The sequence below is a fragment of the Streptomyces sp. NBC_01689 genome, from assembly GCF_036250675.1.
Taxonomy (GTDB): Bacteria; Actinomycetota; Actinomycetes; order Streptomycetales; family Streptomycetaceae; genus Streptomyces.
In genome coordinates this window covers 6890071-6905755 of sequence record NZ_CP109592.1, presented here as the reverse complement: position 1 = coordinate 6905755, position 15685 = coordinate 6890071, and the positions used below count along the sequence as shown (strand labels likewise).

Here is a 15685-nt window from a genome sequence, read left to right as displayed (position 1 = left end):
CCGCGACGGGCCGGCGCGCCGGCCGCGCCGTACAGGTGAGCGCTCTCCTGCCACCATGAGCCATCGGCCGGCGCCGATCCGTCGCCCCTGGGTCTATTTCCTTATGCGGAACCTACTGCGGGCGCAGTACGGCCCGGTGAAGTTCACTCCACCCTTGGACGTACCAGTCCCGACTCGTACGCGACGACGACGAGCTGCGCCCGGTCGCGGGCACCGAGTTTCGCCATGGCGCGGTTGACATGCGTCTTCACCGTGAGCGGGCTGACCGCCAGCCGCTCGGCGATCTCGTCGTTGGAGTGGCCCCCCGCGACCTGGACGAGCACCTCCCGCTCACGCCCGGTGAGCGCGTTCAGCCGCTCGGCGCGGCCGGGGTCGCGCTCCTCGTCCGCGCCGTCGCCCTGCGCGAGGAACTTGGCGATCAGCCCCTTGGTGGCCGCCGGGGACAGCAGCGCCTCGCCGCCCGCCGCGATCCGGATGGCGTTCAGCAGCTCGTCCGGCTCGGCGCCCTTGCCGAGGAACCCGGAGGCCCCGGCCCGCAGCGACCGGACCACGTACTCGTCGACCTCGAAGGTCGTCAGCATGACCACCCGCACCTGCGCGAGTGCCGGATCCGCGCTGATCAGCCGGGTCGCGGCGAGTCCGTCGGTGCCCGGCATCCGGATGTCCATCAGCACCACGTCGGCGCGCGTCTCCCCGGCGAGCCGCACCGCCTCGGCGCCGTCGGACGCCTCCCCCACGACCTCCATGTCGGGCTCCGAGTCGACGAGTACGCGGAACGCGCTGCGCAGCAGCGCCTGGTCGTCGGCGAGCAGGACACGGATGGTCATGCGGGGTCCCCCAGGGCAGGCGTGCGGGTCTTGACCGGAAGGATCGCATGGACGCGGAAGCCGCCTCCGTACCGGGGACCGGCCGAGCAGGTGCCGCCGAGGGCGCCGACCCGCTCCCGCATCCCCAGCAGCCCGTGGCCGCCGCCCTCCTCCGGACCGTCGTCCTGCCCGGGGCCGTCGTCGAGGACGGACACCTCCACGTTCGGACCCACGCGTACGACGCTTACCTCGGCCTTCGCCGTGGGGCCCGCGTGTTTCCGCACATTGGTGAGGGCTTCCTGGATGACCCGGTAGGCGGCGAGGTCGACCGCCGCGGGGAGGGTGGTGCCGTGGTCGGCGCGGGCCACCTCGACGGGGAGCCCCGCGTTGCGGAAGGTGTCGGCGAGTTCGTCGAGGCGGGCGAGGCCGGGGGCCGGCTCGGTGGGGGCCTCGGGGTCCCCGGACTGGCGCAGCAGGCCCACGGTGGCGCGCAGCTCGTTCAGGGCGGAGCGGCTGGCCTCCCGTACGTGGGCCAGTGCCTCCTTGGCCTGGTCCGGACGCTTGTCCATGACATGGGCGGCGACCCCGGCCTGCACGTTCACGAGCGCGATGTGGTGGGCGACGACGTCGTGGAGATCGCGGGCGATGCGCAGCCGCTCCTCGGCGACGCGGCGCCTGGCCTCCTCCTCGCGGGTGCGTTCCGCGCGCTCGGCGCGTTCCCGGATGGCGTGGACGAAGGCGCGGCGGCTGCGGACGGCGTCGCCCGCGGCGGCGGCCATGCCCGTCCAGGCGAAGATGCCGAGGTTCTCCTGCGCGTACCAGGGCAGGGGGCCGGCGAGCATCGCGCAGGCGGTGAGCACGGTCATCGTGAGCAGGCCGACCCGCCAGGTGGTGGGCCGGTCGGTGGCCGACGCGACGGTGAAGAGGGCGACGACGGCGGACATCACCACCGGGGTGCGGGGGTCGCTGGCGACCAGTTCCACGACGGACAGCGCGCCGGTCGCGGCGAGGACCGCGAGAGGGGCGCGACGGCGGAACACCAGGGCCGCGGCGCCGAGCACCATCAGCACGAGGCTGAGGGAGCCGGGGGTGCGGGTGCCCCAGCCCGATCCGTCGTCGCCGTGCGGGTCCACGAAGGAACTGGCCGTCATGGCCAGGAGTACGCCGGTCGCCAGGGCGGCGTCCAGGACCGTCGGGTGCGCGCGGACTCTGCACCTCGTGCGCTCTAGGGTGCTCACTTCGTTCACGGTACGGGGCCCCTGCGGGGAGCGGAACGGGTGCCCAGGTGGCCGGCGTTCCCTGTCCGGGGGCTGCCGCCCCCGGGCCCCCGCATCGGCCTGGACGGCCTCGTCGTCAAGCGCCGGACGGGCTGAGTGGCCGGCCCGCGCCCCACCAGGGGGTCCGCCCCGGGACCCCCGCCATCGCCCGAAGGGCTAGTCCTCGAGCGCCGGACGGGCTGGAGATGTCGAAGGGTTCAGCCGGGGATCAAGCCGTCGTCGTCGAGCATCTCGCGGACCTCCGCGAGCGTGGCCTCCGGCGACGGAAGGATCAGCCCCGACGGCTCCAGCGCGTCGTCGGGCAACGGCGTGCCGAGACGGTGGACGGCGTCGAGAAGGGCGGTCAGCGTGCGCCGGAACCCGGCCTCGTCACCGCCCTCCACCTCGGCGAGCAACTCGTCGTCCAGCTTGTTCAGCTCGGTGAGGTGGCCGTCGTCCAGCCTCACCTGCCCCTCCCCCATGATCCGTACGATCATGTCGCCCTCCTCAGGCGTGGGTCCCGGTCGGTCGCCGCTGCTACTGCTTGTCGAAGCGCGGGGTGTCCTGCGGCTGGGACCGGTCCTGCCCCTGTCCCGTACCGCCCTCGATGGCCTGCTGCGGGGAGCCGCCGGCCAGCTCGGCCTTCATGCGCTGCAACTCCAGTTCCACATCCGTACCACCGGAGAGCCGGTCCAGCTCGCTCTGGATGTCGTCCTTGGCGAGCCCGGACTGGTCGTCGAGGGCGCCGGAGGCGAGCAGCTCGTCGATGGCACCCGCGCGGGCCTGCAGCTGCGCGGTCTTGTCCTCGGCACGCTGGATGGCCATCCCGACGTCGCCCATCTCCTCGGAGATGCCGGAGAAGGCCTCCCCGATGCGGGTCTGCGCCTGGGCCGCGGTGTACGTGGCCTTGATGGTCTCCTTCTTCGTGCGGAAGGCGTCGACCTTGGCCTGGAGCCGCTGCGCCGCGAGGGTGAGCTTCTCCTCCTCGCCCTGGAGGGTCTGGTGCTGGGTCTCCAGGTCCGTCACCTGCTGCTGGAGCGCGGCACGGCGGGAGAGCGCCTCACGGGCCAGGTCCTCCCGGCCGAGCGCGAGCGCCTTGCGGCCCTGGTCCTCCAGCTTGCTGGACTGACCCTGGAGCTGGTTGAGCTGCAGTTCCAGGCGTTTGCGGGAGGTCGCCACGTCGGCGACGCCCCGGCGCACCTTCTGGAGCAGCTCCAGCTGCTTCTGGTACGAGTAATCGAGGGTTTCGCGCGGGTCCTCGGCCCGGTCAAGGGCCTTGTTCGCCTTCGCGCGGAAGATCATCCCCATACGCTTCATGACACCGCTCATGGGCTTCGCGCGCCCCCTTCTGACGGACTCCAGCTCCAGGTACTGCAACAGAACCCACAGTACGGGCCCTGCATCCATTACCGCACTGTTCGGGGACGGATGCGCTCATCCCCAAGGACGAGTGCGTGCGGTGCCGCTCCGGCGTAGGGAGTAGGGAGAACCCGGGGTGGCCCCCCGCGTCCCCTTCGCGTCCCCCCGGGAACAACGTCCCCTGTGTCCCCCTACAGACGTACGGTGTTGCCGGATCGTTCCCCCCTCGCACGACGTCCATGCCGCCGCACCCCGTACCCTTGGGTTTTGTGTTCCGTAGCCGTGCCAAGGAAGAGAAGGCCCCCGCCGACAAGGCGCAGGTGACCGACTCCAAGCAGACCCGTCACCCGCAGGCCCCCAAGGGCCGCCCCACGCCGAAGCGCAGTGAGGCCCAGACCCAGCGTCGCAGCGTCGCCCAGACGCCGACGACGCGCAAGGAGGCCGCCAAGCGTCAGCGTGACGAGCGCCGAGTCCAGCTGGAGAAGCAACGTCAGGCGCTGGCCAGCGGGGACGAGCGCTATCTGCCCGCCCGTGACAAGGGGCAGGTGCGGAAGTTCGCACGCGACTTCGTGGACTCGCGCTTCTGCGTCGCGGAGTTCTTCCTGCCGATGGCCGTGGTCATCCTCGTGCTGAGCATGGTGCGGGTGGGCTCGCTGCAGAACATCGCGCTGCTGCTGTGGCTCGTGGTGATCGTGATGATCGTGGTCGACTCGATCGGTATCGCGATCCGTCTGAAGAAGCAGCTGGCCACGCGCTTCCCGGACCTGCCCAAGAAGGGCGCGGTTCCCTACGCGCTGATGCGCACCCTCCAGATGCGTCGACTCCGGCTGCCGAAGCCGCAGGTCAAGCGCGGAGAGCGGCCCTGAGCGCGACGCCTTTCTCCGGAGACGCGGCGGACGCCTGGCTGAGCAAGCTGGGCGGGCTGCGTGATGTCGTACGGCAGGAGCTGGTGGCCCGGCAGCTCGACGAGCAGATAGCCGGCCGCTTCCCGGTCGGGCAGCGGCTGCGGGTGCTCGACGTCGGGATGGGCCAGGGCACCCAGGCGCTGCGGCTGGCCCGCGCCGGGCATCAGGTGACCGGCCTGGAGCAGGACAAGCGGATGCTTTCCGTGGCCCGGGAGGCGCTGGCCGCCGAGCCCGAGGGCATCCGGGGCCGGGTCCGGCTCATCGAGGGCGACGGCCGGGACACCGGGGTCCACTTCCTGCCCGGCAGTTTCGACGTGGTGCTGTGCCACGGGGTGCTGATGTACGTCGAGGAGCCGGACCCGCTGGTCGCGGGCCTGGCGCGGATGCTGGCGCCGGGCGGGCTGCTGTCGCTGCTGGTGCGCAACGCCGACGCGCTGGCGCTGCGGCCCGGACTGGACGGGGACTGGACGTCGACGCTGGCCGCGTTCGACTCCGACACCTACGTCAACCGGCTCGGGCTCGCGGTCCGCGCCGACCGGCTCGCCACGCTGACCTCGACGCTGGCGGGGATCGGGGCGCCCTTGCACGCCTGGTACGGCGTGCGGGTGTTCACGGACGTGGCGCCGGACGGCGCACCCGTCCCCGAGGACCTGGAGGGTCTGCTGGCCGCGGAGGAGCGGGCCGGACGGACCGACCCCTACCGTCAGGTGGCGGCGCTGCTGCACCTGTGCGGCGTACGGGGCTGAGGGCGCGGCCGGGTCGCCGGAGCCGGTTCCGGTGGCCCCGGCGACCCCTACCGGCCTACTCGGGCTCGGCGTGCAGGCTCATCGGCCCGTAGATCTGCGTGCTGTCCTCGAAGAGGAACACCTGGTCGGCCCCGCCCGCCAGGAGGTCCTTCCACACCTCGCCGATCCAGGACTCCGCGTCCCCCTGCGTGGTGAACTCCTCGGGCTCCACCGCGGGTTGGACCTCTGTCCCGTCGGACTTCTCGAACCGCCACGTCCATGCCGCCATGTACGCCTCCCAGGTATGAGCACACTGCACAGCGGGAGCCCGACAAGATCCGGCTCCCGTCCGAAGCCTAGCCGGGCGCGCAAGACCTGCGGGGACACGGAAAAATCATCCCCGTGGAACTGACTCTGCTCGGCACCGGTGCCCCCGAGGGCCTCCCCCGCCCCTCCTGCCCCTGCTCGTCCTGCGCGAACGCGCTCGGCGAGGACGCGCGGGCGGCCACCGCGCTGCTCGTGGACGGCACCCTGCTGCTCGACCTGACACCGGGCGCGGCGTTCGCGGCCGCGCGCGCCGGGCACACGCTCGGCGGCGTGCGGCAGGTGCTGCTCTCCCATCCGCACGACGGGCCCGCGGTCGAGGTGCCGGCGGGGCTGCCGCAGCCGGTGCGGGTTCCGGACGGCAGCGAGTTGACCCTGCTGACCGGGCACCGGGTGCGGGCGGTGCCGATGGACGCCCCGGGCACGGGGTACGCGGTGACCGGCCCGGACGGACAGCGGCTGCTGTACCTGCCGCCGGGCGCGGCCCCCGCCGGACTCGACGACGGCGGCGCCCCGTACGCCATGGTGGCCCTCGACGTGGTGGGCCGGCCGGACGCGCTGGCGAAGCTGCGGGCGGTGGGGGCCGTCGGGCCGACGACGGACGTGATCGCGGTGCACCTCGACCACGAGGTGCCGCCGGGCCCCGAACTGCGGCGGCGGCTCGCGGCGGCGGGCGCCCGCGCGGTGCCGGACGGGACGACGCTGGACGTCGGCGTGTACGAGGACGTCCCCGACGTGCCGCGGCGCACCCTGGTGCTCGGCGGCGCGCGCTCCGGCAAGTCCGTCGAGGCGGAACGCCGGCTGGAGTCCTTCCCGGACGTGCTGTACGTGGCGACGGGCGGCACCCGCGGCGGGGACACCGAGTGGGCGTCCCGGGTGAGCGCGCACCGCGAGCGGCGCCCCGGTTCCTGGCGCACCACGGAGACCTGCGACCTCGTGCCCCTGCTGGCGGAGGAGGGGCCGCCGCTGCTCGTCGACTGTCTGTCGCTGTGGCTGACGGACGCGATGGACTCCGTGAACGCCTGGGACGACGCGGAGTGGGCCGGTGGCGGCGAACGCGCGCTGCGCGCCCGCGTGGAGGAGCTCACCGCCGCCGTCCGCGCGACCCGCCGCACCCTGGTCGCCGTCTCCAACGAGGTCGGCTCCGGGATCGTCCCGGCCACCGCTTCCGGCCGCCGCTACCGCGACGAACTCGGGCGTCTGAACGCCGGGTTCGGGGCGGAGTGCGAGCACCTGCTGCTGGTGGTGGCGGGGCAGGCCCTGGTGCTGCGGGGCTGATCGCCGTGGCGCCCCCGGCTCATGGCCGGCGGCGGGCGATGATCCGGTACGCGTTCGAGAAGCGGGTGCGCCGCAGGAGCGGGGCGAAGGTGTGGTCCAGGGCGGAGGCCGAGGCGAGCAGCGGAGCCGTCACCCCGGTCAGGACGGCGTGCAGCCTGCGCCGCGGGGAGCTCGGCGGCGCCGGGCGCCAGGGGGCGTCGAGGTCGGGCAGGATCCGGCCGAGGGCGAGCGCGAGGGCGCCCGCGAGGTCGTAGGGGATGTGCGGTGCGCGGCGGTCCGTCGCGACGATCTCGCAGCCCTGGGACTCCAGTTCGGCCAGCAGGTTGGGCAGCGGCATGAGGTGGAGATGGCGCGGCTGGCCGTGCGACACCCACCACTTGCCCAGCAGCGCGCCGAACGCGCAGTCGGGGTCGGGGACTTCGACAAGGAGGTGGCCGCCGGGCCGCAGCGTCACCAGGGCGGCGCGCAGTTCCTCGCGCGGGTCGGGGGTGTGCTCCAGATGGTGGAACATGCTGACGACGTCGTACCGGGCGCGCAGCCTGCCGGTGATCCGGGGGTCGACGAGCCGGCCGCGGTGGGCCTCCTCGATCCGCCCGGCCGCCCTGGCCTTCTCGACGCGCCGGGTGGGGTCGAGCCCGTCGAAGGAGGTGTACGGGTGGACCTCCTTGGCGGCGGCCGGGAAGTACCCGTGTCCGGTGCCGACGTCCAGCCAGCTCTCCGGTTCCGCGTACGGCAGGAGGGCGCGGGCGGCCGCGCGGTGCCGGCCGCTGCTGCCGCGGGCGCCGAGGAGCCGGTCGGCGAGGCCGTCGGGCGTCTCGTGGAAGTCCCGGTGGTAGAAGGCCAGTCCCTCCGCGGTGAGCCGGGGGTTCTGGAAGGCGTGGGCGCAGTCCCCGCACTCGTCGACGACGAACGTGCCGGGTTTGCGCTGGGCGAGGTCCGGTGTGCGCAGCCGGGTGCGCAGCCGGTCCGAGCCGCACCAGGGGCAGTCCTCCCGGCGCGGTTCGTGGAACCGGTCGGTGCCCCGGGCGAGTTCGGCCGCGTAGGCGGCGCGTCGGTCGTCGGTCGGGGACGGCGTGGGGGGCATGGGCGCTCCTGGGAGGGGCGGCGGGGCGACAAGGCGATGGGCGGCGGACCAGGTGTAGGGCAATCCGATACAAAAGGTACGGATCAGATGACGTTCCGGGGCGCAACGACGTGGCTCGGACGTGTTCGATCGCTGCCGGTACTGTTCGGCGAATGAGCTCGCTTAATCTCGACGACTTCACCGATCTGATCGAGCGCCCGGACGGCGGGGTGCGCCGCGACGCCGAGGCGCGCCGGGAGCGCCAGATCGTGCCGCCCGGGGCCCTGGGCCGCCTGGACGACCTGGGCGAGTGGCTGGCCGCGGCGCAGGGCTCGGTGCCCGTGCGGCCGATCGAGCGTCCGCGCGCGGTGCTGTTCGCTGGCGACCACGGAATCGCCGGACTCGGCGTGTCCGCGCGGCCCGCGGGCACCGCGGACCGGTTGGTGCGGGCGGTGCTGGAGGGCGCGAGTCCGGCCGCGGTGCTGGCCCGCCGGCTCGGTGTCCCGGTCCGGGTGGTCGACATGGCGCTGGACTGCGACCCCGCGGAGCTGCCCGCCGAGGTCGTACGGCACCGGGTGCGGCGCGGTTCGGGGCGGATCGACGTCGAGGACGCGCTGAGCACGGAGGAGGCCGAGGCGGCGTTCCGGGCGGGTGTCGCCGTCGCGGACGAGGAGGCGGACTCCGGTACGGACCTGGTGGTGCTCGGCGACGTGAGCGTCGGCGGGACGACCGCGGCGGCCGTGCTGGTCGCGGCCCTGTGCGGGACCGACGCGTCCGTCGTCACCGGGCGGGGCGGACAGGCCATCGACGACCTCGCGTGGATGCGCAAGTGCGCCGCGGTGCGGGACGCGTTGCGGCGGGCCCGGCCCGTGCTCGGGGATCAGCTGCAGCTGCTCGCCGTGGTCGGCGGGGCGGATCTCGCCGCGATGACCGGGTTCCTGCTGCAGAGCGCGGTGCGGAAGATGCCGGTCGTTCTCGACGGGGTCGTCTCGGCCGCGTGCGCCCTGGTCGGGCAGCGGGTCGCCTTCCGGGCGCCGGACTGGTGGCTGGCCGGACAGAGCAGCGGGGAGCCGGCCCAGGCGAAGGCGCTGGACCGGATGGCGCTCGAACCGCTCCTCGACCACGGGGTCACGGTCGGCGAGGGCGCGGGCGCGCTCCTTGCCCTGCCCCTCGTCCAGGCGGCGGCCGCGCTCGCCGCGGAGCTCCCCGTACGTCCCGCCCCCACCGCCGACCCGGCCCCCGCCGCCGACGACGAGTGACCCTCAGGGGCACCACGCCCCGACCGGGTCCCCCGCCCGGCCACCCGCGCCTCCCGAGAGGCGCGGGAGTCCGCGCGATCCGCCACGAACCGCCGACCGCCCGGCCCCACCACCCCTGAGGGGCCCGGGGAGCCGCGCGGCCGGGCCCCGCCGGCCCGCACCCGGGCCCCACCACCCCACCGCCCCCGCCTCTCCCGGCCCCGCAGGGAACCGCGCCCCGCCCTTCCTCCACGCGGAGCACAGTGCCCCATATCATCGCGCATTATGGGAGATGTCCGAATTGCCGTCGAACAGGTGCGGACCCCGGTCCGTCGGGGCGAAGGGGACCGCGGGTCCACCCGCGCCTCGCGCAGAGCCGCCGGCTTCACCGTCTGGTACCTGCGAGCGGTCACGTTCATCAACTTCCTGAGCGCCGCCTGGGTGACGCTCGGTCAGGACGTGCGGCGCCACAACACCGAGAACCTCTTCACCCCGTACCTGCTGACGGCGGGGTTCGCCTCGGGTGTGTTCACGATGTTCCTCGCCGTCACCATGCGCCGGCGCAAGCGGGCCGCCTGGATCCTGAACTTCGTCCTGAGCGGTCTCTTCCTGCTGCTGTTCGCCGTCGCGATGGCCTTCCCGGAGATCCGCCGGTCCGCCCAGAACTGGATCTCGCTGGCCCTGACCTCGGCGTTCGTCGCCTCGCTCGTCGTGGGCCGCCGCGAGTTCTACGCCAAGGGCGACCGCTCGAACCCGAAGCTCGCCGCGGCCGTCGCCACCGGCGGCCTGCTCGTCTGCTCCCTGCTCGCGGCACTGCTGGTGACGGTCACCAACAGCGCGCCGGACGCGACCCGTTCCGCCTTCTCCGAACGCTGGCGCTACGGCACCCTGCGGCTGGTCTCGGTCGCCGCCGACGACTCCCGCTTCCACGGGCTGGCGATCGCCAACTGGGTCAACGTCACCATCAACGTGCTCAGCACCCTGCTGGTCCTCGCCGTCTTCTACGCGGCCTTCCGTTCCCGCCGCGCCGTCGACCCGCTCACCGAGGACGACGAGAAGCGGCTGCGGGTCCTGCTCGACAAGAACGGCGACCGGGACTCGCTGGGCTACTTCGCGCTGCGCCGGGAGAAGAGCGTGGTCTGGTCGCCGACCGGCAAGGCGGCGGTGGCGTACCGGGTCGTCGGCGGGGTCTCGCTGGCCTCCGGCGACCCGCTGGGCGATCCGGAGGCGTGGCCCGGCGCCATCGAGCCCTGGCTCGCCGAGGCCCGCGCGCACGGCTGGATCCCCGCGGTGATGGGCGCGAGCGAGGAGGCCGGGACCGTCTACTCCCGGCACGGCCTCGACGCCCTGGAACTGGGCGACGAAGCCATCGTGGAGACCGCCGAGTTCACCCTCGAGGGACGGGCCATGCGCACCGTCCGGCAGGCCTACAACCGGGTGGCGCGTGCCGGGTACCGGGTACGCATCCGGCGCCACGACGACATCCCGGCCGCGGAGATGGCCCACCTCCTGGAGCGCGCCGACGACTGGCGCGACGGCGCCACCGAACGCGGGTTCAGCATGGCGCTCGGACGGCTCGGCGACCCCGACGACGGACAGTGCGTGATGCTCGAATGCACGGACGGGGAAGGCGAGTTGAGGGCCTTGCTGTCCTTCGTGCCGTGGGGCCCGCGAGGGCTCTCCCTCGACCTCATGCGACGCGACCGCGACTCCGAGAACGGGCTGATGGAGTTCATGGTGATCGAACTCCTGCGCCGCGCCAAGGACATCGGGATCACGCAGGTCTCGCTCAACTTCGCCATGTTCCGGTCCGTCTTCGAGCGCGGCGCCCGGCTGGGCGCGGGGCCGGTGCTGCGACTGTGGCGTTCCCTGCTCAGTTTCTTCTCGCGCTGGTGGCAGATCGAATCGCTCTACCGCGCCAACGCCAAGTACCGGCCGATCTGGGAACCCCGGTTCCTGCTCTTCGAGAAGAGCGCGGACCTGCTGCGCATCGGCGTCGCGTCCGCCCGCGCGGAAGGGTTCCTGGAGGCTCCCGGCCTGCCGAAGTGGCTGCACCGCAAGCACCTCGAGTCGCATAGATGAACACGCTCGCCCGTCTGGCCCGCACGGAATGGGGACCGCTCCTCGTCACCGTGCGCCGGGGCCTGGAGGCACGACGTCTGCGAGCCGTTCCCGTGACCCTCGGGGCCGTTCTCCTGACGGGCCTCCTGCAGTTCGTGCAGAACCGGTCCTGGGGCTACCGGTTCGTCCAGGACATCGGCTCCGTACAGGCCGACGAACCCCTCGGGCTCGCCCTGCTGCGCACCCCGCTCTCCCTCTTCGTACCCGCACTGGACCTGCCGGTTTGGGGGGCGCTGATCCAGATCCTGGTGGTGTTCGGGATCGCCGAGATCTGCCTCGGCTGGTGGCGGATGCTCCTCATCGCGTACGCCGCCACGCTGGCCGGCACGCTCTACGCGCGTATCGCGGTCGCGCTCGGCCCCGGCCACCCGCTGGGGCTGCCCGCGGCGGACGCCCGGGTCGTGGACACCGGGCCGTCCGCGGCCGTGGTCGGTCTCGCCGTCTTCGTGGCCTGGCGCTATCGCGCGTACGGTACGGCCGCGGTGGTGATCGTGGCGATGGCGGTCGAGGTGACGGTCAAGGGGAACCTCGCGGGACGGGAGCACATCGCCGCGCTCGCCGTGGCCCTCGTGCTCTGCGGGATCTCCGCGCTGCGTCGTCCTCGTTGCCGGCGGCGGCGTCACCGGCGTCCGGGCGGCAGCCGCACGGGCAGCGGATCCGGCTTCCCGCCGATCAGGTCCTGAAGTCTGCGGCGCGGGCCCGCCCAGCGACGGTCGTGGTGGTAGGCGCGCAGCATCGCCCGGGCCCGGGCCCGCGGCCTGCGGCGGTAGAAGCGCCGGGCCCAGGGCGAGGCGGGCCGGGCCAGCCGGACCGCTCCGACCAGGGCGAGGAACGGGACGATCACGCCGAAGATCGCCATCCGGGCCTTGCCCTTGCCGAGGGCGAGCAGGGCGAAGAGGAAGTTCACCGCGACGCTGACGATGACGCCGCCGCGGTCCTGCAGCTCCTGCTGGCTCAGGTCGTTGACCCCGAACGGCAGGAACCCGCCGAGCACCAGCCCGACCAGGGCCGCCGTGATCAGCACGACCTCGACGCTCTTGCGGCCCTCCTCCGTCCAGTACACGTCGTCCAGGTGCAGGATCAGCGCGAACTCGTCCAGCACCAGCCCCGCGCCCATCCCGAACACCACGGCGAACACCGAGGCACCGAGGCCCGGCCGGACACTGGCCACCGCGCCGAAGCCACCGACCACCGTCAGGACGACACCGGGGACCACGTGGTGGATGTGCAGGCCGCCCGCCTTCACGTTGCCGAACGGCCCCTTGCCCGCGCGGATGAGCCGGACGACGACCCGGGTGATCACAAAGGTCAGCACGAAGGAGCCGAGCGCCAGCAACAGGGGCAGTTTCCCCGGCTCGATGATGTTCCGGTGCAGCCAATGACCCATATCGGGCACTTTATCCATGCCTGTTGCCCCCGGCCGCCGTACCCGCCCGCCGCCCTCCCGGGTAACCTGCGCCGGTGTCCGCGACCCCTGTCCCCCACGGCCTGCGCTTCGCCTTCGGCACCCTGACCGTGTTCCCCGTCGAGGTGACCCGCTGGGACCGCGAGGCGGCACGCGCCGGAATGCTGTGCGCCCCCGTGGCCGGACTGGCCGTCGGGGCGGGCGCCGCCCTGGTGGGCGTGGCGCTGCTCGCGGCCGGAGCCGGCCCGCTGCTCGCGGCCGTCGCCACCGTCGCCGTACCGGCGGTGCTCACCCGCGGACTCCATCTCGACGGGCTCGCCGACACGGCGGACGGCCTCGGCAGCGGGAAGCCCGCGCCGGACGCGCTGCGCGTCATGAAGCAGTCCGACATCGGCCCGTTCGGCGTGATCACGGTGTTGCTCGTGCTGCTCGCCCAGGTCGCCGCGCTCTTCCAGGCCTACGGATCCTCGTGGGGGCGCGGTGTGCTGGCGGCCGTCGTCTCGGCGGCCGCGGCCCGGCTCGCGCTCACCCTGGCGGCACGCACCGGGGTGCCCCCGGCCCGTCCCGAGGGGCTCGGCGCGGCGGTCGCGGGCACCGTGCCGGTGCGCGCCGCCCTGCCGGTGGCGCTCGCCGTCGTCGCCGCGGCGGCCTGCGCGGGCGCGTCGCTGGGCACGTACGACCTGGTCCGCTCCGCGCTCGCGGTGGTGGCCGCCTGCGCGGCGGCCGAACTCCTGCTGCGCCACTGCACGCGCCGCTTCGGCGGCGTCACGGGTGACGTCTTCGGCGGCCTCGCCGAGACGGCGGCGACCACGGCCCTGGTGGTGTGCTGCCTCGGCTGACCGCCGGTCACCGGGGCGGTTCCGTCGGCGCGTCGCCCGGCCCGTCGCCGGCCGCGCGACCGAAGTCCCCGGCGCGCCCGCGGATTTGACCGAGACGGTGGTGGTCCGTCCGCGGGAGCGCCGGGAGACGTCGCGCGACAGGGGGCGTGTGCCGCCCGGCGCACTCCAGGACGCGCGCGGGATGGCGCCCGGGGACCGTGCCCGTCTCCGGTCGGCACCGCGCGGCGCGGGCGGGCCGCGCCGGCCCGCGGGATCCGCCCCGGCCCGGCGGGCCCGTCGGAGCAGGTGGACGACCGGTGAAGTTACTGTGGAGCCGCACGCGACACCTGAACCGGAAGCGCCCACCCGCGCACCGGATCCCGGGGGCGGAGGAGCGGCGGGCGGCGGTCGCGCCACGGAAGGGTGAACACCCCACGACGCAGGGGCGGTCTCCCCCGCGTAGGCTCTTGTCGATTGCCCTCCCGGCCCCACCACAGGCACCTCTCCGCTGCCAGGACAAGGATCGATGCCGGGCCCGGTCGACCCACCCAGATCGGCCACTGAACTCAATGGAAGCGAGAATTCACCACCGTGACTGCTCTGACTCTCAGCACCGCCGCGGCGTCCGGCCTGCGGGCCGACGCGATCGTCGTCGGTGTCGCCAAGGGCGCCAAGGGCCCGGTCCTCGCACCGGGCGCCGAGGCCGTGGACAAGGCGTATGACGGCTCGCTCGCCGGCATCCTGGAGACCCTCGGCGCGTCCGGCGGCGAGGGCGAGGTGACGAAGCTGCCCGCGCCGTCCGGCTTCAAGGCCCCCGTCGTCGTGGCCGTCGGCCTGGGAGCGGTCCCCGACAAGGACGAGGCGTTCGACGCCGAGACGCTGCGCCGCGCCGCGGGTGTCGCCGCCCGTGCGCTCGCCGGCGCCAAGAAGGCCGTCCTCGCCCTGCCGGTCACCGACGCCGCCGACCTCGGCGCCCTCGCGGAGGGCGCGCTGCTCGGCGCGTACTCCTTCGACGCGTACAAGGAGACCGGCCGCTCCGGCGGCGCCGCGAAGAACGGCAAGGCCCCGCTCGGCGAGGTCGCGCTGCTCGGCGGCAAGCCTCGGGACGCGGCGCACAAGGCCGCGATCGCGCGCGCCACCGCCGTCGTCGAGGAGCTCAACCGCGCCCGCGACCTCGTCAACACCCCGCCGAACGACCTCACCCCCGAGGCCTTCGCCGCCGTCGCCACCGCCGCCGCCAAGGAGCACGGCATCAAGGTGCAGGTGCTCGACGAGAAGGCTCTCGCGAAGGGCGGCTACGGCGGCATCCTGGGCGTCGGCGCGGGCTCGGCCGCCGCTCCCCGCCTGGTCAAGCTCTCGTACACCAGCTCCAAGGCGGACAAACACCTCGCCTTCGTCGGCAAGGGCATCACCTACGACTCGGGCGGCATCTCGCTCAAGCCCGCCGGGCACAACGAGACGATGAAGTGCGACATGAGCGGTGCGGCGGCGGTCTTCGCCGCCGTGGTCTCCGCCGCGCGCCTCGGCCTGGAGGTCAACGTCACCGGCTGGCTGGCGCTCGCCGAGAACATGCCCTCCGGTTCCGCCACCCGCCCCGGTGACGTGCTGCGCATGTACAGCGGCAAGACCGTCGAGGTCCTCAACACGGACGCCGAGGGCCGTCTCGTCCTCGCGGACGCACTGTGGAAGGCGTCCGAGGAGAAGCCCGACGCGATCGTCGACGTGGCGACCCTGACCGGCGCGATGGTGCTGGCCCTCGGCAACCGCACCTTCGGTGTGATGGCCAACGACGACGCGTTCCGCGCCTCGATCGTGGAGGCCGCGGAGGAGGTCGGCGAGGAGTCCTGGCCGATGCCGCTGCCCGAGCACCTGCGCAAGGGCATGGACTCCCCCACCGCGGACATCGCGAACATGGGCGAGCGGATGGGCGGCGGCCTGGTCGCCGGTCTGTTCCTGAAGGAGTTCGTGGGCGAGGGCATCACCTGGGCGCACCTGGACATCGCCGGACCCGCGTTCAACGAGTCCGGCCCGTTCGGCTACACCCCCAAGGGCGGCACGGGGTCGGCGGTGCGGACGCTGGTGCGTCTCGCCGAGCTGACCGCGGCGGGCGACCTCGGCTAGTCCCTCCGCCCGGCCACGGACGATCCCGTGGCCGGTCAGGCGGGGCCCCGCGCCTCAGCCGGGTGCTCCACGGCCCCGGGCGACGTGTCGCCCGGGGCCGTTCCGTACGGACGAAACCGGACAGCGGGTCCGGAGGAAACCGGACAGTGGGACGTCTCACACACCGGCCCGGCGTCTCGAACGCCTCCGACAAGTGCGAAGATGGGTTCTCGGCAGGACAGGGCCCCCACCACAGGGCCGAAGAAGAGCGGCCGGACACCAGCCGC

General features: G+C 73.7%; 15 protein-coding genes. 8 read left to right on the top strand and 7 right to left on the bottom strand.

From position 1 onward, the window contains the following. Positions 1-143: 143 nt before the first annotated feature. The 4 genes from OG776_RS29470 to OG776_RS29455 all read right to left on the bottom strand — a co-directional run bounded on the left by OG776_RS29470 (position 144) and on the right by OG776_RS29455 (position 3391). Complete coding sequence (locus OG776_RS29470) at positions 144-827, bottom strand: response regulator (RefSeq protein WP_148013638.1); 684 nt, start codon at positions 825-827, stop codon at positions 144-146. Next, positions 824-2044: a sensor histidine kinase gene (locus OG776_RS29465; RefSeq protein ID WP_187285992.1), complete on the bottom strand. Its 1221-nt coding sequence runs from the start codon at positions 2042-2044 to the stop codon at positions 824-826. The genes OG776_RS29470 and OG776_RS29465 overlap by 4 nt, the downstream gene beginning before the upstream one ends. A 236-nt stretch (positions 2045-2280) precedes the next feature. After that, positions 2281-2559, bottom strand: a complete 279-nt coding sequence (pspAA, locus tag OG776_RS29460) for a PspA-associated protein PspAA (RefSeq protein WP_148013640.1) — start codon at positions 2557-2559, stop codon at positions 2281-2283. A gap of 40 nt (positions 2560-2599) precedes the next feature. Continuing rightward, positions 2600-3391, bottom strand: coding sequence for a PspA/IM30 family protein (locus OG776_RS29455; RefSeq protein ID WP_148014105.1), 792 nt, complete (start codon positions 3389-3391; stop codon positions 2600-2602). 269 nt (positions 3392-3660) lie between these two features. Here OG776_RS29455 and OG776_RS29450 point away from each other — a divergent pair, with 269 nt between their 5' ends. Next, the gene (locus OG776_RS29450; RefSeq protein WP_148013641.1) at positions 3661-4287 is read left to right on the top strand and encodes a DUF3043 domain-containing protein; all 627 of its coding nucleotides are present in this window, start codon (positions 3661-3663) and stop codon (positions 4285-4287) included. A gap of 83 nt (positions 4288-4370) precedes the next feature. Continuing rightward, positions 4371-5072: a class I SAM-dependent methyltransferase gene (locus tag OG776_RS29445; protein ID WP_148013642.1), complete on the top strand. Its 702-nt coding sequence runs from the start codon at positions 4371-4373 to the stop codon at positions 5070-5072. A gap of 55 nt (positions 5073-5127) precedes the next feature. On the opposite strand, the gene OG776_RS29440 is transcribed toward OG776_RS29445, so the two are convergent. Beyond that, a complete protein-coding gene (locus tag OG776_RS29440) occupies positions 5128-5340 on the bottom strand; it encodes a hypothetical protein (RefSeq protein WP_148013643.1) in 213 nt (70 codons plus the stop codon). Positions 5341-5453: 113 nt separating this feature from the next. Here OG776_RS29440 and OG776_RS29435 point away from each other — a divergent pair, with 113 nt between their 5' ends. After that, positions 5454-6653 carry a bifunctional adenosylcobinamide kinase/adenosylcobinamide-phosphate guanylyltransferase gene (locus OG776_RS29435; protein WP_148013644.1) on the top strand — a complete coding sequence of 400 codons (1200 nt, stop codon included), beginning with the start codon at positions 5454-5456 and terminating at the stop codon, positions 6651-6653. A gap of 19 nt (positions 6654-6672) precedes the next feature. Here OG776_RS29435 and OG776_RS29430 read toward each other — a convergent pair whose 3' ends face one another. Continuing rightward, the gene (locus tag OG776_RS29430) at positions 6673-7737 is read right to left on the bottom strand and encodes a class I SAM-dependent methyltransferase (RefSeq protein ID WP_329322795.1); all 1065 of its coding nucleotides are present in this window, start codon (positions 7735-7737) and stop codon (positions 6673-6675) included. A 152-nt stretch (positions 7738-7889) separates the two neighbouring features. On the opposite strand from OG776_RS29430, the gene cobT reads away from it, so the two are divergent. From cobT to OG776_RS29415, 3 genes are all read left to right on the top strand, one after another. After that, positions 7890-8975 carry a nicotinate-nucleotide--dimethylbenzimidazole phosphoribosyltransferase gene (cobT, locus tag OG776_RS29425; protein ID WP_329322794.1) on the top strand — a complete coding sequence of 362 codons (1086 nt, stop codon included), beginning with the start codon at positions 7890-7892 and terminating at the stop codon, positions 8973-8975. 264 nt (positions 8976-9239) lie between these two features. After that, complete coding sequence (locus OG776_RS29420) at positions 9240-11036, top strand: phosphatidylglycerol lysyltransferase domain-containing protein (protein WP_329322793.1); 1797 nt, start codon at positions 9240-9242, stop codon at positions 11034-11036. Beyond that, the gene (locus OG776_RS29415; RefSeq protein ID WP_187285993.1) at positions 11033-11758 is read left to right on the top strand and encodes a hypothetical protein; all 726 of its coding nucleotides are present in this window, start codon (positions 11033-11035) and stop codon (positions 11756-11758) included. Before OG776_RS29420 ends, OG776_RS29415 begins: the two co-directional genes overlap by 4 nt. Here the strand turns inward: OG776_RS29415 and OG776_RS29410 are convergent. Then, entirely contained in the window at positions 11695-12462 is a 768-nt protein-coding gene (locus OG776_RS29410; protein ID WP_148013647.1) for a hypothetical protein, read from the bottom strand. The two genes, OG776_RS29415 and OG776_RS29410, sit on opposite strands and share 64 nt — an antisense overlap. 74 nt (positions 12463-12536) lie before the next feature. Between OG776_RS29410 and OG776_RS29405 the strand changes: the two genes are divergently transcribed. Together OG776_RS29405 and OG776_RS29400 are read left to right on the top strand one after the other, a co-directional pair. Beyond that, a complete protein-coding gene (locus OG776_RS29405) occupies positions 12537-13319 on the top strand; it encodes an adenosylcobinamide-GDP ribazoletransferase (RefSeq protein WP_148013648.1) in 783 nt (260 codons plus the stop codon). 570 nt (positions 13320-13889) lie between these two features. Continuing rightward, complete coding sequence (locus OG776_RS29400; RefSeq protein WP_148013649.1) at positions 13890-15419, top strand: leucyl aminopeptidase; 1530 nt, start codon at positions 13890-13892, stop codon at positions 15417-15419. The last annotated feature ends 266 nt before the right edge of the window (positions 15420-15685 follow it).